24 protein-coding genes and 1 other RNA gene are annotated in these 25,231 nt (G+C 31.6%); 8 read left to right on the forward strand and 17 right to left on the reverse strand.

The genetic code is table 11. The features are described from left to right. Position 1 precedes the first annotated feature (1 nt). The 8 genes from HM981_RS06210 to glgA form a co-directional block, all read right to left on the reverse strand. On the reverse strand, positions 2–856 hold the full coding sequence (locus tag HM981_RS06210) for a hypothetical protein (protein WP_179337749.1): 855 nt from the start codon (positions 854–856) through the stop codon (positions 2–4). Continuing rightward, positions 853–1,260 (reverse strand): hypothetical protein, encoded by a 408-nt coding sequence (locus HM981_RS06215; RefSeq protein ID WP_179337750.1) that lies wholly within the window; start codon positions 1,258–1,260, stop codon positions 853–855. Before HM981_RS06215 ends, HM981_RS06210 begins: the two co-directional genes overlap by 4 nt. A 93-nt stretch (positions 1,261–1,353) precedes the next feature. After that, positions 1,354–1,764 carry a hypothetical protein gene (locus HM981_RS06220; protein ID WP_179337751.1) on the reverse strand — a complete coding sequence of 137 codons (411 nt, stop codon included), beginning with the start codon at positions 1,762–1,764 and terminating at the stop codon, positions 1,354–1,356. 95 nt (positions 1,765–1,859) lie between these two features. After that, positions 1,860–3,899 carry a 1,4-alpha-glucan branching protein GlgB gene (gene glgB, locus HM981_RS06225; protein WP_179337752.1) on the reverse strand — a complete coding sequence of 680 codons (2,040 nt, stop codon included), beginning with the start codon at positions 3,897–3,899 and terminating at the stop codon, positions 1,860–1,862. A 3-nt stretch (positions 3,900–3,902) separates the two neighbouring features. Continuing rightward, positions 3,903–5,522, reverse strand: a complete 1,620-nt coding sequence (locus HM981_RS06230) for a maltokinase N-terminal cap-like domain-containing protein (RefSeq protein ID WP_179337753.1) — start codon at positions 5,520–5,522, stop codon at positions 3,903–3,905. Positions 5,523–5,535: 13 nt separating this feature from the next. Continuing rightward, the gene (locus HM981_RS06235) at positions 5,536–7,473 is read right to left on the reverse strand and encodes an alpha-1,4-glucan--maltose-1-phosphate maltosyltransferase (RefSeq protein ID WP_179337754.1); all 1,938 of its coding nucleotides are present in this window, start codon (positions 7,471–7,473) and stop codon (positions 5,536–5,538) included. Between the two features lie 114 nt (positions 7,474–7,587). After that, entirely contained in the window at positions 7,588–8,856 is a 1,269-nt protein-coding gene (locus HM981_RS06240) for a glucose-1-phosphate adenylyltransferase (RefSeq protein ID WP_179337755.1), read from the reverse strand. Further along, positions 8,853–10,064 (reverse strand): glycogen synthase, encoded by a 1,212-nt coding sequence (glgA, locus tag HM981_RS06245; protein ID WP_179337756.1) that lies wholly within the window; start codon positions 10,062–10,064, stop codon positions 8,853–8,855. The genes HM981_RS06240 and glgA overlap by 4 nt, the downstream gene beginning before the upstream one ends. 265 nt (positions 10,065–10,329) lie before the next feature. Between glgA and msrB the strand changes: the two genes are divergently transcribed. The 4 genes from msrB to HM981_RS06265 all read left to right on the forward strand — a co-directional run bounded on the left by msrB (position 10,330) and on the right by HM981_RS06265 (position 14,280). Then, positions 10,330–10,815, forward strand: a complete 486-nt coding sequence (gene msrB / locus HM981_RS06250) for a peptide-methionine (R)-S-oxide reductase MsrB (protein WP_179337757.1) — start codon at positions 10,330–10,332, stop codon at positions 10,813–10,815. Between the two features lie 168 nt (positions 10,816–10,983). Continuing rightward, positions 10,984–11,538, forward strand: a complete 555-nt coding sequence (locus HM981_RS06255) for a DUF1572 family protein (protein ID WP_179337758.1) — start codon at positions 10,984–10,986, stop codon at positions 11,536–11,538. 154 nt (positions 11,539–11,692) lie between these two features. Continuing rightward, positions 11,693–13,069 carry a dihydrolipoyl dehydrogenase gene (lpdA, locus tag HM981_RS06260; protein WP_179337759.1) on the forward strand — a complete coding sequence of 459 codons (1,377 nt, stop codon included), beginning with the start codon at positions 11,693–11,695 and terminating at the stop codon, positions 13,067–13,069. A 113-nt stretch (positions 13,070–13,182) separates the two neighbouring features. After that, on the forward strand, positions 13,183–14,280 hold the full coding sequence (locus tag HM981_RS06265) for an acyltransferase family protein (protein WP_179337760.1): 1,098 nt from the start codon (positions 13,183–13,185) through the stop codon (positions 14,278–14,280). Positions 14,281–14,465: 185 nt separating this feature from the next. On the opposite strand, the gene HM981_RS06270 is transcribed toward HM981_RS06265, so the two are convergent. The 5 genes from HM981_RS06270 to HM981_RS06290 all read right to left on the reverse strand — a co-directional run bounded on the left by HM981_RS06270 (position 14,466) and on the right by HM981_RS06290 (position 18,179). Next, entirely contained in the window at positions 14,466–15,101 is a 636-nt protein-coding gene (locus HM981_RS06270; protein ID WP_179337761.1) for a porin family protein, read from the reverse strand. A 181-nt stretch (positions 15,102–15,282) separates the two neighbouring features. Beyond that, positions 15,283–15,759 carry an outer membrane beta-barrel protein gene (locus tag HM981_RS06275; protein WP_179337762.1) on the reverse strand — a complete coding sequence of 159 codons (477 nt, stop codon included), beginning with the start codon at positions 15,757–15,759 and terminating at the stop codon, positions 15,283–15,285. A 3-nt stretch (positions 15,760–15,762) separates the two neighbouring features. Further along, entirely contained in the window at positions 15,763–16,185 is a 423-nt protein-coding gene (gene aroQ / locus HM981_RS06280) for a type II 3-dehydroquinate dehydratase (RefSeq protein ID WP_179337763.1), read from the reverse strand. An 80-nt stretch (positions 16,186–16,265) separates the two neighbouring features. Further along, positions 16,266–16,892: an outer membrane beta-barrel protein gene (locus HM981_RS06285; RefSeq protein WP_179337764.1), complete on the reverse strand. Its 627-nt coding sequence runs from the start codon at positions 16,890–16,892 to the stop codon at positions 16,266–16,268. A gap of 405 nt (positions 16,893–17,297) precedes the next feature. Then, complete coding sequence (locus HM981_RS06290) at positions 17,298–18,179, reverse strand: hypothetical protein (RefSeq protein ID WP_179337765.1); 882 nt, start codon at positions 18,177–18,179, stop codon at positions 17,298–17,300. Positions 18,180–18,220: 41 nt separating this feature from the next. On the opposite strand from HM981_RS06290, the gene HM981_RS06295 reads away from it, so the two are divergent. The 3 genes from HM981_RS06295 to HM981_RS06305 all read left to right on the forward strand — a co-directional run bounded on the left by HM981_RS06295 (position 18,221) and on the right by HM981_RS06305 (position 20,846). Continuing rightward, positions 18,221–18,589: a TM2 domain-containing protein gene (locus HM981_RS06295; protein ID WP_179337766.1), complete on the forward strand. Its 369-nt coding sequence runs from the start codon at positions 18,221–18,223 to the stop codon at positions 18,587–18,589. A 97-nt stretch (positions 18,590–18,686) separates the two neighbouring features. Continuing rightward, positions 18,687–19,595 (forward strand): site-specific tyrosine recombinase/integron integrase, encoded by a 909-nt coding sequence (gene xerA, locus HM981_RS06300; protein WP_179337767.1) that lies wholly within the window; start codon positions 18,687–18,689, stop codon positions 19,593–19,595. Between the two features lie 69 nt (positions 19,596–19,664). Further along, entirely contained in the window at positions 19,665–20,846 is a 1,182-nt protein-coding gene (locus HM981_RS06305; RefSeq protein ID WP_179337768.1) for a sensor histidine kinase, read from the forward strand. A 40-nt stretch (positions 20,847–20,886) separates the two neighbouring features. Here the strand turns inward: HM981_RS06305 and rny are convergent, their stop codons facing one another. From rny to HM981_RS06325, 4 genes are all read right to left on the reverse strand, one after another. Beyond that, positions 20,887–22,461, reverse strand: coding sequence for a ribonuclease Y (rny, locus tag HM981_RS06310; protein ID WP_179337769.1), 1,575 nt, complete (start codon positions 22,459–22,461; stop codon positions 20,887–20,889). 56 nt (positions 22,462–22,517) lie between these two features. Then, positions 22,518–22,648: non-coding RNA, 6S RNA (ssrS, locus tag HM981_RS06315), on the reverse strand. 59 nt (positions 22,649–22,707) lie between these two features. Further along, on the reverse strand, positions 22,708–22,995 hold the full coding sequence (locus HM981_RS06320; protein WP_179337770.1) for a cell division protein ZapA: 288 nt from the start codon (positions 22,993–22,995) through the stop codon (positions 22,708–22,710). A 20-nt stretch (positions 22,996–23,015) separates the two neighbouring features. Beyond that, a complete protein-coding gene (locus HM981_RS06325) occupies positions 23,016–23,306 on the reverse strand; it encodes a hypothetical protein (RefSeq protein WP_179337771.1) in 291 nt (96 codons plus the stop codon). Positions 23,307–23,488: 182 nt separating this feature from the next. On the opposite strand from HM981_RS06325, the gene HM981_RS06330 reads away from it, so the two are divergent. Further along, the gene (locus tag HM981_RS06330) at positions 23,489–25,177 is read left to right on the forward strand and encodes a M23 family metallopeptidase (protein ID WP_179337772.1); all 1,689 of its coding nucleotides are present in this window, start codon (positions 23,489–23,491) and stop codon (positions 25,175–25,177) included. Positions 25,178–25,231 lie beyond the last annotated feature (54 nt).

The following is a 25,231-nucleotide window of genomic DNA, read 5'->3' on the forward strand; positions in this document are numbered from 1 at the left end:
GCTAATGATAGCCTAGTTTTGTAACCACTAAAGTGATACAAGCCATGACAATAATAACATATAATAATCTTAACTTAATGTTATTACTCAGAAAGATTCCACAAATCGCTAGTAATGCCATAAAACCTGTTTCAAGTCTTGTGCAGAGTATACCAATAATCATCGCAGCAAAAAGCAGGTGCGCCCAAATGCTTCTAGGTTTCCATAACAATGCTAAAGCTACAATAAATTCTACAGCAACAGTAACCCAAGCAAAGATAACGCTGATAAAGCTAAGATTTGAAAACACGTCTTTTAAGACAATACTTTCTAATCCATTTGGATCTAATTCTGACATTGCTAAAACACTTTCCTTATTGCTTTTTGCTAGCTCTAAGCTTTCAGGAAAGAAATTAAAAAACACTCCAAAAACGGAACCTCTATTCAACATATAATAATAAAAATCACCACTCATAAATTGGCTAGACATTATTTTTTGGGCAGCTGAAGCTATTAACACAACTACCAAGAGCATTTGGATATTTTTTAGAAGTATATCACTTCGCTTATGATAGGCATAAAAGATAACTGGAATCACCATAAAAATGAGCATGAAATGATGATTGGCAACCAAGAAATAAGCACGACAAAGATCTATAATAAGAAGTATTAAAAAACCAATCCAGACTATAGGATGTTTTGTTTTATTGCGAAAAAAAAACCAAATTAAGAGGCCTATAAAAATTACAGGAAGCTTGGCAACACGGTATTTTTCTGCAACAATAAGAATATAGATCCCAAGCACTAAGAGCAGTAATTGAATGGCTCTTTCAATGTTATCCTTTAAACTATCTTCTATGTCTGACCAATATTTCACAGTTCTGATTTTTTTAAATGAATTTCATTAATCAAAACTCTAGTATAGTTGGAATTTTCTGGATTCACCTCTGGCTTCCAAACTTGTATGTGAATACTATCCTTTTCAGAGGTTTCTAAAACAAGCTTTGCAGCCATTTTAAGATTTTTATCGTTTGGCATTAACTTTAATCGACCTAAAACGGTTTTCATTTCATTATTATCAACAATCATAGAGTCTACAGACAACCCTGGAATGTAAATTTGATCGTAATAATAGTGGATTCCTGTGTACATACCATAACCACCACCTTTCCATTTAGTAAGACTTTGCGTGTTTACAAATAAGAGCTGAATGGCAATGACAACAATTGCAACAATTGGAATGCCATATTTTAAGAAAAACTCTTTTGGTGTATTAGCCATTGGTTATAATTGTATTGCGAAGGTATGGAAATTGTAATATTGAAAGCTCTATATATTATTTGATCCTTTAAAACTTAAACTAAATAAGATCATTTATTTCCAAAATTGCCACCATTTCTTTTCTGTGTTTAAGTCGTCGTTTTTAAAAGGATTACCAAAAGGATCTTTTAAATATTCCTCATCATACTTTTCACCTTCTTCTCCTAGAACTTCAGCGTTTAAGTTGTTAGCTATTGAAATCATTTTTTCAATCATCCAGTGTTCAGGATTCTTAACGCTTATCCATCCTAGTTTTTCATAAAATGTAAAAGGAACTTCACCTTTATTGGTTATCCAAAGTCCACCATTTGGTGTTGGCACAGTTATAATGTCATCATTTCCTAAACTTGCAGAAAATTCTTCAATTCTTTCAAATTCAGGGTCAGAGTTTATATAAGTTATCCACTCCTCTTTTGTTATTAGGCCATTTTCTTCATCTCTTTGTATGTTTAACTCGTAGCCCATTTAGAATTTAATTATTAAAGATATGTAACTTGTAAAAAAAAGACCTGTCAGATTTTAAAAGCATTACAGGTCTGAATTCTAATAAAACGCTCTAACTACTTAGACTTTGATTTTACTTTTGTCTTTTTTGTTGTCTTAGCTTTTGTTGTTACTTTGGCTTTAGGCTTAGTTACAACTTTTGCTTTTGGTTTTGCTTTGGCCTTAAGTTTTGGTTTTGGTTTATCAACGTTTTCATATTTAAAAGCCACCATACCTAATGGTGGTATATCAATCCTTACAGATTGATCTCTAAAATGCCAAGCCTCCGATTCTGTTGTCTTTACCTTATTTTTAAATTGACCACTTCCAAAATACTGACTTAAATCACTATTAAAGACTTCATTTAATTTTCCTTTTCGTGGCACTCCAATTTTATAGTTTTCTTTTGGAATCGGTGTCATGTTACACGCAATAATGAGATCGTCTTTTTCATCGTTTCCTTTTCTAATGTATGTGAATACCGAGTTTTGAGAATCACTATAATCTATCCATTCAAAACCTTCTGCTGAAAATTGTTTTTCAGACAATGCTGGTTCACTTTTATAAAATGTATTTAAGTCTTTAATAAGTTGTTGCACTCCTTTATGTGGTGCAAATTCTAATAAATGCCAATCGAGACTAGTTTCGAAATTCCATTCGCCACTTTGCCCAAATTCGCATCCTTGAAACAATAATTTAGTTCCAGGATGTGTAAACATATAACTATACAGCAGTCTTAAATTCGCAAAACGCTGCCACTCATCTCCTGGCATTCTTCCTAAGATTGATTTCTTACCGTAAACCACTTCATCATGACTTAAAGGCAACATAAAGTTTTCTGTAAACGCATAAGTCATAGAAAACGTTAAGTCATTTTGATGAAATTGTCTATAAACTGGCTCTTTGGCAAAATACTGAAGTGTATCGTGCATCCAACCCATCATCCATTTCATACCAAAACCTAAACCTCCCATAAAAGTGGGTTTAGATACCATTGGAAATGCTGTAGATTCTTCTGCAATAGTCTGCACATCTGGAAAAGAAGAATAAACGGCTTCATTCATTTCTCTTAAAAACGCCATGGCTTCTAAATTTTCATTGCCACCATACATATTTGGATCCCATTCTCCATCTTCTCTACTGTAATCTAAAAATAACATGGATGCCACAGCATCAACACGTAAACCATCGGCATGGTATTGATCCAACCAAAAAATGGCATTACTTATTAAAAAGGATTTAACTTCATTTCTACCATAATTGAAAATTAAACTCTTCCAATCGTTATGATAGCCTTTTTTGGGGTCTGGATGTTCATAAAGTGCTGTTCCATCAAACAAACCTAATCCATGTGCATCTTCTGGAAAGTGAGATGGAACCCAATCGAGAATAATTCCTATATCGTTTTGATGAAATTTATCGACTAATAATTTGAATTCTTCTGGATAGCCAAATCGAGATGTTGGCGCAAAATAACCTGTAAGCTGATAACCCCAAGATGGATCATAAGGAAACTCCATCACAGGCATTAATTCTACATGCGTAAAATTCATCTCCTTGACATAAGCCACCAATTCGTCTGCCATTTCTACATATGACATGAATCGCCCTTCCTCGACCTTCTTTTTCCAAGAACCTAAATGGACTTCATAAACCGAAAATGGTGCGTCTAAAGCATTATGCTTTTTACGTTTTTTCATCCATTTACTATCCTTCCAAGTGTAAGGTTCATCCCAAACAATTGATGCTGTTTTAGGATTGTGCTCAGATCTTCTAGCATAAGGATCTGCTTTTTCGGTTTTAATATCGTTGTTACTGCTTTGTATTTTATATTTATACACACTGCCTTTCCCTGCACCAGGAATAAAGCCTTCCCAAATTCCGCTAGAATCCCAACGTACATTTAATTGGTGCTCTCCTTCGACCCAAAAATTGAAGTCTCCAACTACAGAAACATGTTTTGCACTTGGTGCCCAAACAGCAAAATACACTCCTTCTACTCCATCTATAGTAGTGATGTGAGATCCAAATTTTTCGTATAAACGATAGTGTTTTCCTGCTTTAAAAAGATTGATGTCGAATTCTGTAAAACGACTGTGTGCAATTACTTTTGCCATAAATTAATTATTAATAATATTTGAAATGCCTTTTAACGGAATTACAGCCCATTTAGGACGAGAATTAAGCTCGTAACCTAGTTCATAAACCGCTTTTTCAAGCATTGCATATTTGAGTAAAAAAATACGTTCTTGGCTGTAACCTATATTAAGATTTGCCTCTTGTACTTTAGTGATATATGTTCCTAAAAAAACATTTTTTAAATATTGGTAAAGGATTTCTCCGGCTTCAAATAAATGTTCTTGATTATATTTATACTTATCCATATTATTGAAAATAGTTGCATAAATAGCATAATGAAATGATCTAAACAGACCTGCGATGTCTTTTAAAGGTGGTTGTTTTACTTTACGATCTCGAATGGTACTTTCTGGTTCTCCTTCAAAATCCAGAATGTAAAAATCATCATCTTTAACCAAAACTTGACCTAAATGGTAATCTCCATGAACACGAATACGTTCTCCTTTTAGTTTTCTCCAATCAAAGTCTACAAAACGTTTTCGAATAACATTCTTTTTTTCTAAGAATTCATTGGCTAATTCTAAGGCCAAACCATCAAGTTTATCTAAACTATTTTCTATAGTATTTAATCTGTTTTGAAATTGATAGAGCAATCTGTTTTTTAACCAAACCTCATAATCACCATTAAAGTGAGATGGTGTAAACGCTGTATCTTCGAACTCACTTCCTAAAGCAATATGCATTTCTGCTGTTCTCATGGCTAGCGTTTGAATTTTATTAAAAACATTTAACCCAACCCAATCTATAATTTGTGCTGGTACATCTTTAATTTGTAGTCTTCCAAAATCTTCTGTTTTAGGTAATTTTGAAATGTCTATTCTTTTATATTCTAAGTTTGAAAATACTTTATGGAATTCAGTGAGCATATATTCCCATGCATCACCTTGATTCTCTACCATTTCTTGCATTAAACCAATGGTAATATTAAGATTATCTGTGTCCTTAATTTGAACACTTCCTAAATATGCTGGTGTATTTTTAAAATCTTTTTTATCGGAAAGAAAACGACTCATTTCGTAATCTGGATTACGATCTGCATAAATTCTTCGGAAAAATTTTAAGACATATTTTTCATTATAAACAATAGAGGTGTTGCTTTGCTCTAATCCCATGTGACGCGACGACTCATAACAGCAATCTTTAAATAATTCGCTTTTATGATAACGTACACGCGTTTTATCTTTGGGAACAGCAGTTAAAATACGCTCAAAAACAACTTTCCTGAACGCTTCTAAATTTATAGCATCAATGATAAAACCTTCCTGATTCTGAATACTTATTGGTAATATTCTATCGTCTTTTGCAAAATTTTCATCAGAGACAAAAGCTATTGGTAAAAAATAATGCTGATAGAATGCTTCTGTAAAATTGACTTCTAATATAAGTCCGTAATAAACCTCACCGTCTTTCTGTATTCTAAACGATTCTGCAAGCTCTATGTATTTTAATTGGCTCGCTTTACCTCCATACCAACGTTGTTTTACTATATAATTTTCAAGAACATCAGACAAAAATATTTTTAAAAACTCTTTATTCTCTAAAAGTTCTTCCCATTTATTATCGAAATTATATGGTGATTTTAACACGTTAGTCTTTGTCATTCTTGTTTCAGAATTATTTATTAATCTTAAATATATGGAATGGAAGTGCTGGGTGTAACTCCACATAATTCCATTCGCTATGCCAGTTGTAACTGCTCGCTGTTATTAAATCTTGAACTTGAACACGATGACCTACAGCAATACCTAAATTATCTAAAGGCAATTGCACATTTCCTTGTTGGGCATAATACTGATCTAAACTAATAATAATTAACAACTCATTGGTTCTATCATCATTCCATTTATAAAAGGCGATAATATTTTCATTCTCAATATTTAAAAATTTAATATTATTGGTTTGTTGTAATGCTTCATTTTCATGTCTTAGGGCATTTATTTTTGAAATTAGCAAGGTTAATTTACTCTCCTTAAACCAATCGTAATGTTTTACCTCAAACTTTTCGGACATGTAATATTCCTCTTTACCAGGAATAGCATCATCTATCATTTGCTCAAATACAGGACCATAAATTCCAATACTAGAACTCAGTGTTGCCGCTAAAGCATAACGTTGCAAGTATTTAGTTTCATTAGCACCTTGTAAATGATACGGGTTAATATCTGGTGTGTTTGGCCAGAAATTAGGTTGCATGTATTCGCGTTGATCTGTCTGTGTTAATTCTGTTAAATAGTCTTCAAACTCTTGCTTAGAATTTCTCCACGTAAAATAAGTGTAAGATTGTGTGTAACCTTGTTTTGCCAATTGTTGCATTACTTTAGGTCTTGTAAAAGCTTCAGCTAAGAATAATACATCTGGATGTTTTTTCTTGACTTCTGTAATTAACCAGTTCCAAAAATAATAAGGTTTTGTATGCGGATTATCTACTCTAAACACATTGACTCCACAATCTACCCAATACAACATGGTATCTAGACATTCTTTCCAAAGGTTCTTATAATCTTTACTTTCCCAATAGATAGGTAAAATATCTTGGTATTTTTTAGGTGGATTTTCAGCATACTGAACAGTGCCATCTGGTCTCCATTTAAACCAATCTGGATGCGAATCTACCCAAGGATGATCTGGTGCAGCTTGCAATGCATAATCCATTGCAATTTCTATATTTTGTTTTTTAGCTTCTTTTATTAATTTTTTAAAATCTTCTACAGATCCTAATTGTGGATGTAAATCTTTATGACCTCCATGTTTTGATCCAATTCCCCAAGCAGAACCAGCATCTCCGTCTTTAGCTTCGGTGGTGTTATTTTTTCCTTTTCTATTCACTTCTCCAATAGGATGAACAGGTGGAAAATACAACGTATCAAACCCCATTTGTTTTACTCTTGGCAACAAACGTTCACAATCTGCAAAGGTGCCGTGTTGTCCTTCTACTTCTGAAGCTGATCTTGGGAAAAACTCATACCATGTACTGAATCTTGCCTTCTTTCTATCGACATAAACCTGAAGGGCTTTAGATTCGTTAGCGAGAAGTTTTTCGGGATATTTTGTAAAGATGAGATGCAATTGAGAACTCATCGCTTCTTTTATGGCATCATTATATTTACTATCGTCCTTAAAGCAATCTATACAATACTGTAAATAGTCTTTTTCTTCTTTAGTTCCTTTTTTTAATAAAGGTTCTAAGTATGTAATTCCTTCTAATAATTCGGACTTTACGTGTTGGTTATCATCAATTTTACGATCTATACCATGTTGCCAATTAAGTGCATAATCTACCCAACCTTGAACTTTATAGGTGTAAAAACCTTGTTTTTCTACAGAAAAAGAAGCTTTCCATTCGTCGTTACCAACCTCGTGCATTCTAACCTCATTCCATTTTTTGGATTTTTCATGTTTAAATAAAACTGAAGTTGCAATGACGTCATGTCCATCTACAAGAACATTTGCATCTACGTTTACGATTTCATTTACAACACGTTTTATAAAAAATTCTCCGCAGTTAATTTGTGGTTTTACTGCATCTATAACAACTCGACTTTGGTTTAGCATTTTTGTTGGTTAAATTTTATATTACTAAACAAAGCTAATAAAATTAGCTTCGTTTTTTAATGAATAGAAAAGGAATTCCTGACTATGAAAATTGAAATAAAAAGAACAAATAAATTACTGAATAATTGTACCAGAAGGAATGTGAGCATCTTTCTTTACCACTACAATCCCGTCTTTAACAAAATAGCTATCGGTCTCTTTATCTTTAAGATTTTTTCCGCCATTAATTCTAACGTCATCACCGATTCTACAGTTCTTATCTAGAATTGCATTTTTAATAAAGCAACGCTCTCCAATACCCATAAATGTTTTTATTTTGTGTTCCTGAACATCATCTAAGGATTCATAATGACTATTTCCCATCATGTAGCAATTAATTACAGTAGATTCTGCTCCTATTCTAGATCTAATACCAATTACAGCACGCTCTATTTTAGCGGCATGAATAATGCAACCATCTGCAATCACGGTTTTATCTAGTAATGTACCAGAAATTTTAGACGTTGGTAAAATTCTTGCATTGGTATAAATACGCTGTTTATTATCGTATAAATTAAACTGAGGTATTGGGTCTGTTAAACCTAAATTAGCTTCAAAAAACGAATCTATATTTCCAATATCTGTCCAATAGCCTTCATATTGATAACTTAGCGTTTTGTGTTTTGTGATAGCATTAGGAATAATTTCTTTACCAAAATCTACAGTTCCATTATCTTCCATCAATTTAATTAACAGGTCTCTATTAAAAATATAGATTCCCATAGACGCCAAATAATCACGTCCGCTATTTTTCATCTCATCACTTACATTAGATGTCCATTCTGGTAATAACGACGCATCTGGTTTTTCTATAAATGATGTAATAACGTTTTCATCGTTAGTTTTTAAAATACCAAAAGATGTAGCATCTTTTGCATTTACAGGATATGTTGCAATAGAAATTTCAGCATTGCTTGCTTCATGTGCCGCAATCATTTCATTAAAGTCCATTTGATATAACTGATCACCGGACAATATTAAAGCGTACTCAAAATCGTGTGATAAAAAATGGTGCATACTTTGGCGCACTGCATCTGCAGTCCCTTGAAACCATTTGTCACTTTTCATTGTTTGTTCTGCTGCCAAAACATCTACGAATGCTGAACTGAAAAAACTAAAACGATATGTGTTTTTAATATGTTTATTTAATGAAGCCGAATTAAACTGCGTTAACACAAACATTCTCTTAATGTCTGAATTAATACAATTTGAAATTGGAATATCTACTAATCTATATTTTCCTGCTATTGGTACTGCTGGCTTAGATCTGTTTTCTGTTAAAGGATATAACCTTGAACCCTGACCTCCACCAAGAATAATGCTTAATACTTTATCATTTATCATTTCTTTTCAATTATAGATTTATATATAGCTTCTGTTTGTTTTGCAATGGCTGTCCAATCAAAAAACTCTTCAACACGTTTCCGACCGTTCTTTGCCATTTTATATTGTAATTCTTTATCACTAATCACTTTGTTTACACCTGCTGCTAAATCTCTAGAAAACTGATCTGGATTTACAGGTTCAAAAGGTGCCGATTTCTGTTGCTCTAAGTTAATCAATAATCCGGTCTCTCCCTCAACAACAACCTCTTTTATTCCACCAACAGCACTTGCCACTACAGCTGTTTCACATGCCATGGCTTCAATATTTATAATCCCGAAAGGTTCATATATCGAAGGACAACAAAATACATCTGCATGAGAGTATAATTGAATAACATCTTTTTTATTCAACATTTTATCTATCCAAACAATATTATCTCTAGTTTTAGAAGCTTCCTTAACAGCATCTTCCATTTCTTTACCAATCTCTGGCGTGTCTGGCGCTCCTGCACAAAGTATCACTTGTGTGTCTTTATCTATATACTTAATTGCATTTACTAAATGGATAATTCCTTTTTGGCGCGTAATTCTTCCTACAAACAACACGTATGGCTTATTTTGATCAATGCCGTAGGTATCTAAAACAGTGGTTTCATCGACTACCACATATTCCTTTAAATCAATACCATTATATACGACTTCGATTTTACTCTCATCAACATCAAAGTATTTAAGAACGTCTTCTTTAGTTTCATTAGAAACTGCAATTAGAACATCTGCCATTTCAATAGCTGTTTTTTCAATCCAAGACGAAGCATCATAACCTCTTCCTAATTGTTCACGTTTCCAAGGGCGTAATGGCTCTAAAGAATGTGTTGTAATTACCAAAGGCACTCCATAGCACAATTTAGCCATGATACCAGCAAAATGTGAGTACCATGTATGACAGTGTACAATATCTGCATCTATAGGATCTGAATTCATTAATAATCCTGTGCTCAATGTTTTAAATATGGCTTTCAATTTATCGTCTGCATTATCAAAATCTGCATTATCAAACGGGAACCCTTTTACGCTTAAGTTTTTATTAGAACTATCTTGATCTCCAAAAGCTCTCACTTCTACCTCCATTAATTTAGCCAACTGACCAGCTAAATATTCAACATGTACTCCGGCTCCACCATAAACGTAAGGCGGAAATTCTCGTGTAAAAAAAAGTGCTTTCATTAAGATTATTTTGTAAGTTATAGTCTTGGTATGAGACTAAATCAATGTGCAAATCAATTAATTTGATTTCGTTCATCAATTTACAATTAAATATTAAAATGCTAATTTAAATGTTATAATATTTCTATAAAAATAATTATTAATATCATTTATTTCACATTTCGCAAGAAGTCAATTTTTAAATTATTTATTGAATTATTTTATCGAAAAACTTACTGACGCGTTAAAAAACTGAATTACAAAACTTTACAAAAAAAATAGTACGATGAAAAAAATAATCCCTTTATTAATGATTTGTTTCCTTTTTAGTTGCAATTCAACTGCACAAAAAAAAGAGACTAAACAAAAAGTAACTTTTGAAATTACTAAAACAGATGCCGAATGGAAAGAACAACTTTCTGCAGCTCAATACAACGTCTTACGAAAAGCAGGAACAGAACGTCCTTTTTCAAGCCCTTTAAACAAAACCTACGCAAAAGGCGTTTACCATTGTGCAGCTTGTAATACACCATTATTTAAAAGTGAGCACAAATTTGATTCTGGTACAGGTTGGCCAAGTTTTGATCGTGTAATTGAAGGTAATGTTGCTTTTGGAACCGACACTAAAATTGGTTACACAAGAGACGAAGAACATTGTGCAACATGCGGTGGCCATTTAGGTCACGTTTTTAATGATGGACCAAATGACACTACAGGAAAACGCCATTGTATTAATGGAGTGGCTTTAAAATTTGTTCCAACTGAAGGTTAATATAAAAAAACCTTTCATATTACATAAACGAGAAGAAATCATTCAATATAAAGATTGACTTCACGATAGGTATTTCAAACTTATAAATAGCGATATAACATCTAACTATGGTAACTATTACTTTATTAAATGATATATCGCTAATTTTATTGAGTAAAATCGTAGTCTATGAAATCTTCCTATTTACCAAGTTCCATTAAACAATTTGAATACTACAAATCCCTTGGAGATAAAACTATTAGTCAACTTTCTATTGAAGAGTTAAAAAAAGAACACACTCAAGATTCTAATTCCATTGCTATTATTGTAAAGCACATGGTTGGTAATATGCTTAGTCGCTGGACTAATTTTTTAATTGAAGATGGAGAGAAAACATGGAGAAATAGGGATGAAGAATTTATAGATACCTATAAAACAAAAGAAGACTTACTAAATTCATGGCATAAAGGTTGGGATGCTTTGTTTGAAGCAATACGCCCTTTATCCGAAACCGATTTAGAACGCATTATCCACATCCGAAATCAAGGTCATACTGTTACAGAGGCTATAAACAGACAGATGATGCATTATGCTTATCATGTTGGTCAGGTTGTGTTTTTAGGCAAATTGATAAAAGGTAACGAATGGCAATCACTATCGATACCAAAAGGGCAATCAAAAACATATAATAAAGATAAGTTTAAAAAAGATAAAAGCAGAACACACTTTACGGAAGATCTTTAGTAAAAACAGCCTATAAACACGGCATTTTTTATAGATAGAGTTTAACAAAATAAAAGGCTCTAAATTTCCATTTGGCATTTTGATTTGGAATTTGCGATTTAGTATTTGGAATTTCATATTTTTGTAACTTCAAAAATTCAAAAAAAACTTACCCATGAGTAAATACGATATTATAGTGTTAGGTAGTGGTCCAGGAGGCTACGTAACTGCAATTAGAGCATCACAACTAGGATTTAAAACTGCAGTTGTAGAAAAAGAAAGTCTTGGTGGTGTGTGTTTAAATTGGGGTTGTATTCCAACAAAAGCCCTTTTAAAATCTGCTCAAGTGTTTGAATACCTTAAACATGCAGACGATTACGGATTAAAAGTTTCTGAATTTGATAAAGACTTTGACGCTGTAGTTAAACGTAGTCGTAGTGTTGCTGATGGCATGAGTAATGGTGTTAAGTTTTTAATGAAAAAGAACAAAATTGACGTTATTGAAGGTTTTGGAACACTTAAAACTGGAAAGAAAATAGATGTTAATGGTACCGAATATTCTGCTGACCATATTATTGTGGCAACAGGATCTCGCTCTCGTGAGTTACCAAGTTTACCTCAGGATGGTAAAAAAGTAATTGGTTACAGACAAGCAATGACTTTAGAGAAGCAACCTAAGAAAATGATTATTGTTGGTTCTGGAGCTATTGGTGTTGAATTTGCTTATTTCTATAACTCAATGGGAACTGAAGTTACTATTGTAGAATATTTAGATAAAATTGTTCCTGTTGAAGATGATGATGTTTCTAAACAATTAGAACGTAGCTTTAAGAAATCTGGAATTAAAATTATGACATCTTCAGAAGTAACTTCTGTAGATACGACTGGAACCGGAGTAAAAGCTACAGTAAAAACTAAAAAAGGAGAAGAAGTACTTGAAGCAGATATTGTATTATCTGCCGTTGGTATTAAATCAAATATTGAAAACATTGGATTAGAAGATGTTGGTATTGCTGTTGATAGAGATAAAATCTTAGTTAACGACTTCTACCAAACTAATATCCCAGGTTATTATGCTATTGGAGATGTAACTCCAGGACAAGCTTTAGCTCACGTTGCTTCTGCAGAAGGTATTCTTTGTGTAGAAAAAATTGCAGGTCAGCATGTAGAAGCTTTAGATTATGGAAATGTTCCGGGTTGTACCTATTGTTCACCTGAAATTGCTAGTGTTGGATTAACTGAAGCACAAGCCAAAGCCAAAGGTTTAGACGTTAAGATTGGTAAATTTCCATTCTCTGCATCTGGAAAAGCAAGTGCTAGTGGAGCTAAAGATGGTTTTGTAAAAGTAATTTTTGATGCTAAATATGGCGAATGGTTAGGATGCCATATGATTGGTGCTGGTGTTACTGATATGATTGCCGAAGCTGTTTTAGGTCGTAAGTTAGAAACTACAGGACATGAAGTGTTAAAAGCAATTCACCCTCACCCAACAATGAGTGAAGCCGTTATGGAAGCTGTTGCAGCTGCTTATGATGAGGTTATACACTTGTAAGCCTAAAAATTTTAAATAAGTAAAAAAAAGACGATTCTGTTAGAATCGTCTTTTTTTATTCAAAGTTTTATCTAAATTCGCTTACACTAATTAAACATGTAACAACACTATTTTTGAGTACTACAACAAAACGTTTTTATACTCTAGATGCTTTTAGAGGCTTAGCAGCGCTTTTAGTTTTTCTTTATCATGCCCCAAACTTATCTATATTAACAAAAAACTCATTTATTAAAGGCTCTGGTGTTTTTGTAGATCTATTTTTTGTGCTTAGTGGTTTTGTGATTTATCATAATTACAAAAACAAATTATATAATTTTAATATGAGTAAGTCCTTTATTTTAAAACGATTTAATCGACTTCTCCCTCTTCATATTTATACGCTATTGGTTTTACTACTCTTAGAAGTCATAAAATATTTAGCGCAAGATTATATTACATTTAGTACAATCCCTTTTGAATCTAATACTATCGCTTCCTTTTGGCCTCAATTGTTTTTAGTAAACTCCACTCCACTTTTTTGCGGGTTTAATTGGAATGGTCAAAACTGGTCTATTAGTGCAGAATTGATAACCTATTTATTGTTTATTATTACATCTCTAGTTTGGTTAAAAAAAAAGAAACTCACATTTCTAATTTCTATAGTTATTATCTGTTTAGGTTATCTATTTTTTGTTTTAAAATACCACACCTATAATATCTATATAGACTTTAATTTCAGCTTTATTAGAGGCTTTATTGGCTTCTATTTTGGGATAATAATATACCTTTTAAGAGATACAGTATTGTCTTTTCTCAATAAGGTCTCTATAGTTTTAGGGAATCTTTTAGAAGGGTTAATTTTAATCTTTGTAATCTACATTGTCTCTAACATGAGTTACTATCAAAATTACTTTTTTATAGTACACATTGCATTTGGTCTTCTGATATTTATTTTTTCAATGGAAAAAGGTCTCATCTCTCAATTTTTAAAATTACAATTGTTTCAAAAATTAGGGCAATGGTCCTATTCTATTTACCTTAATCACACACTAATAATTATATTCTACAATATGATATTAGTAAAAACACTAAAGGTGCATGAAGCGTATATTATACCATCAGAACTATTATTAATTGTGGTCTTGTGCTTATATTCTGCTTTCACTTATAAACATATTGAAAAGCGCTTTTACAAGCAAAAGAAACAAAATAAACCGGTTATAAAGGAATAAACCTAGAAGTTCTAACCTAAGCTTAAAAACGATCCGTTAGTTGTGTAACCTACTCCATTTATCTTATTCTATTTTAATTAAACCAGAAAAGTATTATTTTATTATCTCTAACACGTTAAGTTATAAAACAAAAAAGTTCCAGATAATTCTGGAACTTTTTTATTCAATTATTTAAGATGGCAGAATTAGAACATAAATCCTAGTCCAACTTGTACAACTTCATTTTTACCATCTACATTTTCAAAAAGTGAATCGTCTTTAAACATGTTTGTTAATCCCATAGTGTAACGCGCGCTTACAAAAAAACCGCTATCAAACTTATAAGACGTACCTACTGCTAAACTTGTGTCAAAATCTTTTACATAAGAATCATCTTCATCAATTTCGAAATCTCCACCATCTGAGTTAGGTTCAGAATCGAATTCTTCATGAATTTTAAATCCAAATTGTGGACCTGCTTCAACACTTAATCCTTTAATTAAATAAACTTTAAGTAATAACGGTACTTGAATGTAGTCTAATTGATATTCGATATCTTCACTGGTATTAAAGAGTCTATCTTCACCTTGTACAATATCAAAACCTTGACCTGAATAAAACAGCTCTGGTTGAAAAGAAATACGTTCTGAGAGTGGAATTTCAGCAACTAAACCTGCATTAAAACTTGTACGCGCATCCACATCATCGAAATCATCTCCTGTTATTTTAGAAAAGTTAATTCCTCCCTTTGCTCCTAATTGAATTGCTTTAGAATCTGATTGTGCATAAACTGATGTTAATGCCAATAAAAATACTCCTGTAAATACTATTAATTTCTTCATGATTATCATTATTTATTTAGGTTAAAGGAATAATAATAATAATCAAAAACTCAACAATAACAAGGCTTAACAGCAGTTTAACAAGTTTGAATTTTCACCTGAAAAACAATCGTAAAAATTGAATAGCTACTTAAACTCTATTCGTTAAAAGGTTAACTCTTATGTAAAAAAAGCGTTCATTTTACAATTTGTAACCCAATCCTAAAAATACGCCATTAGGTGTAATCTCCTCGAAACCGATAGTGTATTTCATTTGTAGTTCTAGTTTTGAAGATACGTTATAAGCCAAAGCTAAATCTGCTCTAATTTTAAGTTTGGCATTAAAAAAATCGAAGAAATAATTAATACTTGGACCAACAAGGATATTGAAGTTATTTTTAACATTGTACTTCAAATAAATTGGAGCGTTCAAAAATTTAAAATCACCAAGTCCTATATAAAGCAATTCGGGCTGTAAATAAAAATCGTTTTCTATTTCAAAATTCGCGAAGCCACCAAAATAATACCCTATTTGTACATCTGTATCTTTACCGAAATTACTTTCTTCAAATTGATAAAAGGTAAAATTAAGTCCACCTTTAACTCCATATTCAGTTTGTGCAGATAACGCGCTTAAACTAAATAGTAAGAATAAAATAGCGATACAACTTTGTTTCATTTTTTAAACCTTTAAAAAACTAGTAATAGCCAACTCATAGCTCTGAAGCCCAAAACCTAAAATGACACCTTTTGCATTTGGAGAAATATAAGATTGATGCCTAAATTCTTCTCTAGAAAATGTATTAGAAATATGCACCTCTACAACAGGAGTCGTAATGGCTTTAATAGCATCTCCAATACCAACAGATGTATGAGTATAAGCGGCTGCATTAAGAATTATTCCATCATAAGAAAAACCAACATCTTGCAGTTTAGTTATAAGTTCGCCTTCAATATTTGACTGAAAATAATCTATAGACACCTCTGGAAATTTTAATTTTAAGTCTTCCAAATACTCTTTAAACGTTTGATGCCCATAAATCTCAGGTTCACGTTTACCTAAAAGATTTAAATTGGGTCCATTAATGATAATAAGTTGCTTCATAAAGTAAAGATATTAAAATATAAGCATAAAAAAACCGAAGCGTTAGCTTCGGTTTTTAATATAATAAATTGTTTTGAGTCTTATAACTTGAATAAGATACCGAAGTTAGCTGTTCCACCAAATGGGTTAGCAACATCACCAAAACCTAAGTTAAATTCTGATACAGCTTCTGCACCATCAAAATCATATTTAGATGAAGAGAAAGATAATACATTCTTTAAACCGAAAGTTAAAGCGATTTTTTCAGTTACAAAATAGTTAATACCTAAATCTAAACCTGCATTAAAACTGTTTAATTTAACATCTTCTGATCCACTCTTGTCATTTAAGCTACCATAATCAACACCAAATTCAGTAAAAGTTTTAAAACGCTCACCTAAATCTAAAAAGTAATAACGTGCAAAAACACCTACACCGAAACCAGAAGCATCAGCAGCATCTACACCACCAATTTCAGATTTAAATGACTGAAAAGAAAGTTCACCACCAATAGCTAAATCTTCGCTCATGAAATAACCTACTTTTGGGCTAATGTTAAAGTTTGATGTTTTGTCTTCAGTATTTTTGTCATTTGTATTGCTAAAACCAACCATACCTTCAATGAAGATATCACCTTCAGCAAAACTGTAAGTCTTAACTTCTTCTTGTGCACTTACACTTGTAAATCCTAATACTGCAACTGCAGCTGTAAATAATAATTTTTTCATAATTTGTATTTATTTTAAAATTAATTTGGTCGGCAAAAGTAGTAGTTTTCCCTTGTTGGATAATTCCATTAAATGTTAAAAATTAGTGTTTTTCATCGATAATTTAAGTTTTTAAACCCTAAAAACTCTCTAAAATGCTCTAAACGAGAAAGTCAACATCGGAATAAAAAAACTATAAAATTCAACTCTAATAATTCACTATTAAATACTTCAAATTAATTATAATTCTTCATTGTTTTAACAAAAAAAGAGAGGCTTTTTAGCCTCTCTTTTTTACTTGCTTAATAATTCGGTAATAATCCAAATGCAATACTTAATAACACGGCATCTAAAATCGATAAATTTCTGTTTTTATAGCTTGAAAAAGTAATAATTCATAATTAGAAAATCTAATCCATGTTTTGATCAATTAGATTTTCTTACCACATCTATTTCGGTTTGCTCTCCCTTATTTAAACTAGTTACCGTTTTTATGGTATTAATAGCATCAACGATTTCTATGACTGCTGTAGTCGTACCTATAGTTCCTTCTGATTTAGAGATTATTGTAATTCGTGTATTATCTTTTAGAACAGGAACTTCGACAATTTCTTTTTTATCAGAAATTTCATGGTTTAATAAAACAATCTTACCATCTATTAAAAGCGTTATAACATCCTGATCTACTTTACCTCCATCATATAAATGAAATTTAATAGTTTTTGATGTTGTTAAAACTGATGTAATTTCATTTTTCTTTAAAACATTTAGGTTTATAGTATCAAGGATTTTAAGATTATTAAACTTCTCTTTAATACTATCTGCTACTTTCTTAGAGTTATTTATTTTCTTAGAGACCTTAGCCATTCTTTTTTCTACTTTCTCTATAGCATTCAGAAATATTTCTCCATCAATACATTTAGTACCATCACTAAATTTACCATAAAACTTACCTTTAATATCTTTGTTTTTGGCAAAATCGACTTTTATAGGTTGAAAATAAATATTACAAAAATCATTCTGTGACACTGGTGACTTTGTATAAATAACTCCTGTTTCATAAAAAGAAAAGAGTTTCGTATTTTCATCATAACTGCCCTTTATAGTAGATTTTGTTTCATGATCTCCATGCAAGTCTGTTAAAGAATAACCTGAAACAACACCTTTTAATATTTTAAAATTAACTCTGTAAGTTATCACAGAAGTATCATTTAATTTAATGGCACCAACATAATCATTTGATGATTGAGCGTTACTATAAATTGTACCTAAAAAAATAAAAAGAGAAAGTAGTAGGAATTTTTTCATAAAATATTTAATATTGATAAACAAACTTAAATCAATTAGATATGAAATTTAAACTATTACTTACCTTTTTTGTTACCTTTTTAGCTTTTTCAAATAGCTACGCATCTTTTCCTGTTTCTCGTGCTGCAGCCGCAACTGTTTCTGCAAATGTAGCTGTTGAAGATTCAGAAGAGCCTATGTCTTCACCTGCAGCTTCTTCGTCACAGAAAAGTCAAGGTGTTGCTTTATTATTATGGATATTTCTTGGTGGTTTTGCTGCTCACAGATGGTATTTAGGTAGCCCAATTGGTTGGAATATCTTATTTATTCTTACTCTTGGTGGCCTTTTTGTTTGGGCTGTTATAGATCTTATAGATATTATTACTGGAGATTACCCAACAGATGGTGGTTTTCAAAGTGACTTTTTCTAGACTGAAATTTTCACCTTATTATATAACGCCTTTCTTTAATGAGAAAGGCGTTTTTTATTTTAATCCGTATTTACCTGATTTGTATTATCTTTAGACCATGAAATGGCAGCAAGCATTAACAGATTATGCACATTATCTTCAAATAGAACGCGGATTGTCTAAAAATTCTATTGAAAATTATAGTTATGATATAAAAAAACTCACCTTATATCTTAATGACCATTCGATTAAAGTATCTCCGATTACTATAGATACTAATATTATTAAAGATTTTATTTATACCATTTCAAAATCTATAAACCCAAGATCTCAAGCCCGATTAATTTCTGGTCTTCGTAATTTTTTTGACTATCTAATTTTTGAAAATTACAGAACTACAAACCCATTAGACCTCATTGAATCTCCTAGAATAGGTAGAAAACTACCAGACACTTTATCTCTTTCTGATATTGATGACCTAATTAATAGCATAGACTTAAACTACCAATATAATGGAGTTAATTTAGGTGAGCGCAATAGGTCAATTATTGAAACGCTATATAGTTGTGGTCTAAGAGTCAGTGAATTGATAGACTTAAAGATATCCGATTTATTTTTTGAAGAAGGCTTTATTAAAGTTACAGGTAAAGGAGACAAACAACGTTTTGTTCCTATTGGACCAACCACTCAAAAATTTATTAATATTTGGATAGCCATTAGAAACCACATTGATGTGAAACCCAACTCTAAAGACATTCTTTTTTTAAATTACAAAGGAAGCCAATTAACACGTGCAATGATTTTTACAATTATAAAAAAACTCGTAGAAAAAACTGGATTACATAAAAACGTTTCACCACACACTTTTAGACATTCATTCGCAACACACTTATTAGAGAACGGAGCAGATCTAAGAGCCATACAAATGATGCTTGGCCATGAAAGTATTACAACAACTGAAATATACATGCATGTTGACCGCTCTCATTTAAGTGACGTTTTAAACAAATTTCATCCAAGAAAATAACACTTAATTAGTGTCGTTTTTTTTGTGACTCAATACATCAAACTGTGTCTTAAAATAAAGAGCTGAACAATGAAATTCCCTAGTCTTAATTTAAAGCATTACCTGTCAGGTGCTTATAAAAAAAACAATATTTCAACACAATTACTGAGCGATCAGAATCATAAGATTGCTTTAGAAATTTCTAATGTTGGTATTTGGAACTGGAATTTAAAATCCAATAAAGTATACTATTCAAAAGAGTCTAAAAAAATGCTTGGCTTTAACGATGATGAATTAAAAAACAAATCTGAAGTTTGGGATAATAGAGTGCATCCAGAAGATAAAGAAGTATACTTTAATAAGTTTAATTCTCATTTAAAAGGTGAAGTTGATATCTACGAAAACGAATATCGCATTCAATCTAAAGATGGAAACTACAAATGGATTTTAGATAAAGGTAAAGTCATTGAACGAGACAGTAATAATAAACCCTTACTCATTATTGGCACACACTCAGATATTACTAAGAGCAAAAAGCACGAGAATCAACTGAACGAAAACCTTCAATTAATAACAAGTCAAAATAAACGTTTACATAATTTTACACATATAGTTTCTCACAATCTAAAAACTCATATTGGTAATCTTAAAAACATTCTTGAGTTTTATGATGATGCTACGAAAGAAACAGAAAAAGTAGAACTTGTTAATCACTTAAAAACAATTTCAGAATCTTTAACTTCTACCATAGTAGATTTAGATGATATTATAAGTATAAAATCTAAAGCACATACCAATCAACTTAACGAGCGTGTTAGTTTATATAATTGCAGTAGCAAGGTTATAGAAAGTCTCAAATTAGATAGTTCTAACAAAGGAGTAACCATACACAATGCTTTAAGAAAAGACGAAGTACTTTTAACTAATACATCTTATTTAGAGAGTATTTTTTACAACCTGATTTCTAACGGAATAAAATACTCCGACCCAAATAAAGAATCTCAAATAATTATTCAATCGATACATTCAAAAGACACAGTGAAAATACTAATCTCTGATAATGGTATTGGTATTGATATGAATAAGTATAATAAACAAATGTTCGAAATGTATAAAACATTTCACGAGACTGACCGAGAAGACTCTAGAGGTATTGGTCTTTATATTACAAAAACGCAAGTAGAAGCTCTACACGGAGTAATTGAAGTAGAAAGTAAACTTAATGAAGGTACAGCCTTCTCATTAACTTTTAAAAAGCAAAAAGCACTCTAATTAAAGAGTGCTTTTTTTATATCTATTAATACGTTAATATCTACTTTGCAATATTAACTGCTCTAGTTTCTCTAATCACAGTCACTTTAACCTGACCTGGATACGTCATATCTGTTTGAATCTTTTGTGATATCTCAAACGATAAGCTTGCGGCTCTTTCATCAGATACTTTTTCACTTTCTACGATAACACGTAATTCTCTACCTGCTTGAATAGCATAAGCTTTATTTACACCACTAAAACCAAAAGCAACATCTTCTAAGTCTTTTAGACGTTGTATGTAAGAATCTAAAACCTGACGTCTTGCACCTGGTCTAGCACCTGAAATAGCATCACACACCTGAATAATTGGAGATAATAACGATGTCATTTCTATTTCGTCGTGGTGAGCACCAATAGCATTACATACTTCTGGTTTTTCACCATGCTTCTCTGCCCACTGCATTCCTAAAATAGCGTGTGGAGTTTCTACATCTGTTTCAGACGATGGTACTTTTCCTATATCATGTAACAAACCAGCACGTTTTGCTAATTTAGGATTCAATCCTAATTCTGCAGCCATTACGCCACAAAGCTTCGCAACCTCACGCGAGTGTTGTAATAAATTTTGTCCATAAGACGAACGGTATTTCATACGACCTACCATTTTAATTAATTCAGGATGTAAACCATGAATTCCTAAATCTATAACCGTACGCTTACCAACTTCTATTATTTCTTGCTCAATTTGTTTTTCCGTCTTCTTAACAACTTCTTCAATTCTAGCAGGATGTATTCTTCCATCTGTTACTAATTTATGCAACGATAAACGCGCAATCTCACGTCTTACAGAATCAAAACACGATAAGATAATTGCTTCTGGAGTATCATCTACAATAATCTCAACACCAGTTGCTGCCTCAATCGCTCTAATGTTTCGTCCTTCTCTACCAATAATTCTACCTTTAACATCATCAGATTCAATATTAAATACAGAAACACAGTTATCTACCGCTTCTTCTGTACCAATACGCTGAATGGTATTAATTATAATTTTCTTAGCTTCTTGTTGCGCTGTTAATTTTGCTTCTTCTATATGATTTTGAATAAAGCCCATTGCATCAGTTTTAGCTTCCTCTTTGAGAGATTGCACTAACTGTTCTTTAGCTTCTTCTGCAGATAGAGAAGAAATAACCTCCAATTGCTTAACTTGATTCTTGTGTGATTTCTCTATTTCTTCTTGTTTCTTATCAAGGAATTCTAATCTAAAATCATAATCTTTAATCTTACTGTCTAAAGATTGATTCGATTTTTTAGATTTATTAAGTTCATTAGAGATTTGAGATTCCTTATCTCTAATGCGTTTTTCAGATTCGGCCATTTTTTTGTCGCGAGACAAAATTACTTTTTCGTGTTCTGATTTAAGCTCAATAAATTTTTCTTTAGCCTGTAATATTTTATCTTTTTTAAGTGATTCTCCATCTAATTTTGCTTGTTTTAAAATAGATTTAGATTCGCTTTCTGCATTAGCGATTATTTTTGAAGCCTTTCCTTTTTCTAAAGATTTAGCTATAATATATCCTAGTATTAATCCTACTATTACTCCTCCAACAATATATAAAATTGTAGTGTCCATGTTTATTATTTAGTTTTAGTGTATAAAAAAGCCTACATAAGTTATCGGTTTTGTATAAACTCCTTAAAAACAAGTTTAGGGCTAACAAGATGATCAAAAATCTGTCTAAGATACTGAAACGAGTTCAGCACTAACAGCACGATTTTACAACTTAAACTCACCCTTTTTAAAGAATTGATCGTTGAGTTTATCAAAAAATGTAACAAATGTAGGCAGTAACCTTTTGTATTTTAAAGAACGTACGAGTTAAATATGCGCATTTAAAAGTTCATTTAAAGCTTCTAGCTTCTCTTGTACTTCTTCATTTACATACTCTTTATCTATTGACTTTTGCTCTACTTGAGCTGCAAATTGCAAGGCACACATGGCCAAAACGTCTTGCTTATCTCTTACAGAATAATTCTGCTCAAATTGCCCAATCATAGCCTCAATTTTTTTTGTGGCTTTACGCAAACCTTCTTCTTGACTAGGGTTTATCGTTAACGGATAAACTCTATTCGCAATAGAAAGTTTAATTTTTAATTGTTCTGGCATTAATATTTCAATTTACAACATTACTCAGAAAGCTGACCAATACAATGATCAATATCCCTTATAAGTGCATTTATTTTGAGCTTTGTTTCTCGTTTATTTTCGTCACTACCAAGCATTGAATTTGCCATTTTGAGTGTGTCATGTTTTTCAACCCAAGCTGCAATTTCTTCTTGCTGCTCCAATAGTTTTTCTTGTTGCTGTTTCAATTGTTCAGAGAGTTTAGCGTTGGTTTGTTTATAAACCTCTTGCTTGTGCAAAATCTTACTGATTTTATTCTCTAACGCATCAACAATGTCTTCTATTTTACTCATTAAAGCAATTCAATACATTTAAAACAAAGTTAACATACCAAATGAAAAAAACACAATTCTTTTACATTTATTTTTTATAATCCTTAAAACTTCAAACGAATTAAACTATTGAAAAAAATAATACGTTGTTAACACTTGTAAATCGCAACCAAATTAATACTTTAGCTGTATTAGTCCTATATATGAAACATTTTTTAATCCTCTTTTTACTAACCCTTTCATTACATAGTCAGTCTGAATATCCTCAAGATTATTTCAGAGAACCACTAGATATTCCTCTTGTTCTTGCAGGAACTTTTGGCGAATTACGGTCAACACATTTTCATGGTGGCTTAGATATTAAAACAAAACAAACACAGGGTTTAAAAGTTTACGCTGCTGCAGAAGGATATATCAGTAGAATTAAAATTTCTCATTTTGGCTACGGAAAAGCCATTTATATAACACATCCTAATGGTTACACAACCGTTTATGGTCATCTTCAAAAGTTTTCTAAACGTTTAGAAGCGTATATAAAACAATGCCAATACGATAAAGAAAGCTATGAAGTAGAAGTGTTTCCGCATAGCGAAGAACTTTTAGTTGTTCCTGACGAAATTATTGCCTTTTCAGGTAATACAGGCAGTTCTGGTGGACCACATTTGCATTTTGAAATTAGAGATAATGAAGAACGGCCAATGAATCCGCTACTTTTTGGCATGCAGGTAAAAGATACTAAAGCTCCTTATGTAAATTCAGTCTTTGCATATCCTAAAGACAAAAATGCCATTATTAATGGTAAAAACGAACGCGTTCAACTGCGATTAATCCCACTAAAAACAGGTGATTATGAAGTAGAAAAAATTTCAGCATATGGAAATATCGGTTTTGGAGTAAGTTCTAATGATAAACAAGATTTAGCGCCAAACAAGAATGGTGTTAGTAATATTCAAACGTTTTTTAATGGCAATAAAAGCTTAGAAATAGATTTTAAACGTTTTAGTTTCGATGAAACAAAACACATTAATCGTCTTGTTGATTATGAATATTTTAAAAGAAAAAAATCTAGAGTTCAAAAACTCTTTATAGAAAAAAACAATCCATTAAGCTTATATAAAGACGCTTACGATAATGGTTATGTTAAAATTGAAGACAGTACTTCTTCTGTTTATAAAGTAAGAATAAGAGATTACCACGAAAACGAGACTTGGGTTGTTATTCCTGTTAACGGAAAATTTAAAACGCTTGAGCTAGATACTATAGTAGACACATCTCATAAAACACTTGTATCTAGCGACCAACCAACGACTTTAAATTCTGGGAATATTACGGTTAATTTTTATGAGAATACATTATATGACGATAGTTATATTGATTACAAAGTAAGTTCTGACACCATTTTCTTGGGTGAAGATAAAATTCCCATGCAGAAAAATTTTTACATCAATTATGACTTAAGCAATTTCAAAGCAGAAGACCAAGACAAACTTTATATTGCTCGATTTTATGGCAGCTACAAAAAACCATACTACGTTTATACCACACGTAAAGGTTCCATATTAACCGCTAGAAGTAAATCTTTAGGAACCTTTGCTTTATCTATGGATACTGAACCTCCAACTATAAAACCTATTAATTTTCAGAATAAAAAATGGATCAGTAAATACCGTTATCTTAAAGTAAAAATTGAAGACGAATTAACTGGCATTAGTAAATACAGAGCTACAGTAAATGGAAAATGGATTTTAATGGAATATGACTATAAAACCAAAACCTTAATACACGATTTTAATGATAACATTGTTAAAGACACTAACAACGAATTAAAAATAATTGTAACTGATAATGTTGGAAATAGTTCTACATTTGAAGCAACATTTTTCAGAAAATAGAAATATTTTACATTTATTACCGTTTCACTTCTAGAACAAAGCCTATTTACAAAT

Origin of the sequence: Winogradskyella ludwigii (assembly GCF_013403985.1) — a bacterium.
GTDB lineage: Bacteria > Bacteroidota > Bacteroidia > Flavobacteriales > Flavobacteriaceae > Winogradskyella > Winogradskyella ludwigii.

Coding starts and splice junctions, on each gene's coding strand:
- HM981_RS06270 (WP_179337761.1), bottom strand. CDS start 15,101: ATGAAGAAATTAATAGTATTTACAGGAGTATTTTTATTGGCATTAACA.
- HM981_RS06320 (WP_179337770.1), bottom strand. CDS start 22,995: ATGCCAGAACAATTAAAAATTAAACTTTCTATTGCGAATAGAGTTTAT.
- glgB (WP_179337752.1), bottom strand. CDS start 3,899: ATGGCAAAAGTAATTGCACACAGTCGTTTTACAGAATTCGACATCAAT.
- HM981_RS06285 (WP_179337764.1), bottom strand. CDS start 16,892: ATGAAAAAATTATTATTTACAGCTGCAGTTGCAGTATTAGGATTTACA.
- lpdA (WP_179337759.1), top strand. CDS start 11,693: ATGAGTAAATACGATATTATAGTGTTAGGTAGTGGTCCAGGAGGCTAC.
- HM981_RS06305 (WP_179337768.1), top strand. CDS start 19,665: ATGAAATTCCCTAGTCTTAATTTAAAGCATTACCTGTCAGGTGCTTAT.
- HM981_RS06275 (WP_179337762.1), bottom strand. CDS start 15,759: ATGAAACAAAGTTGTATCGCTATTTTATTCTTACTATTTAGTTTAAGC.
- HM981_RS06215 (WP_179337750.1), bottom strand. CDS start 1,260: ATGGCTAATACACCAAAAGAGTTTTTCTTAAAATATGGCATTCCAATT.
- HM981_RS06330 (WP_179337772.1), top strand. CDS start 23,489: ATGAAACATTTTTTAATCCTCTTTTTACTAACCCTTTCATTACATAGT.
- HM981_RS06235 (WP_179337754.1), bottom strand. CDS start 7,473: ATGCTAAACCAAAGTCGAGTTGTTATAGATGCAGTAAAACCACAAATT.
- aroQ (WP_179337763.1), bottom strand. CDS start 16,185: ATGAAGCAACTTATTATCATTAATGGACCCAATTTAAATCTTTTAGGT.
- HM981_RS06290 (WP_179337765.1), bottom strand. CDS start 18,179: ATGAAAAAATTCCTACTACTTTCTCTTTTTATTTTTTTAGGTACAATT.
- HM981_RS06240 (WP_179337755.1), bottom strand. CDS start 8,856: ATGATAAATGATAAAGTATTAAGCATTATTCTTGGTGGAGGTCAGGGT.
- HM981_RS06255 (WP_179337758.1), top strand. CDS start 10,984: ATGAAATCTTCCTATTTACCAAGTTCCATTAAACAATTTGAATACTAC.
- rny (WP_179337769.1), bottom strand. CDS start 22,461: ATGGACACTACAATTTTATATATTGTTGGAGGAGTAATAGTAGGATTA.
- HM981_RS06325 (WP_179337771.1), bottom strand. CDS start 23,306: ATGAGTAAAATAGAAGACATTGTTGATGCGTTAGAGAATAAAATCAGT.
- msrB (WP_179337757.1), top strand. CDS start 10,330: ATGAAAAAAATAATCCCTTTATTAATGATTTGTTTCCTTTTTAGTTGC.
- glgA (WP_179337756.1), bottom strand. CDS start 10,064: ATGAAAGCACTTTTTTTTACACGAGAATTTCCGCCTTACGTTTATGGT.
- HM981_RS06220 (WP_179337751.1), bottom strand. CDS start 1,764: ATGGGCTACGAGTTAAACATACAAAGAGATGAAGAAAATGGCCTAATA.
- HM981_RS06230 (WP_179337753.1), bottom strand. CDS start 5,522: ATGACAAAGACTAACGTGTTAAAATCACCATATAATTTCGATAATAAA.
- HM981_RS06295 (WP_179337766.1), top strand. CDS start 18,221: ATGAAATTTAAACTATTACTTACCTTTTTTGTTACCTTTTTAGCTTTT.
- xerA (WP_179337767.1), top strand. CDS start 18,687: ATGAAATGGCAGCAAGCATTAACAGATTATGCACATTATCTTCAAATA.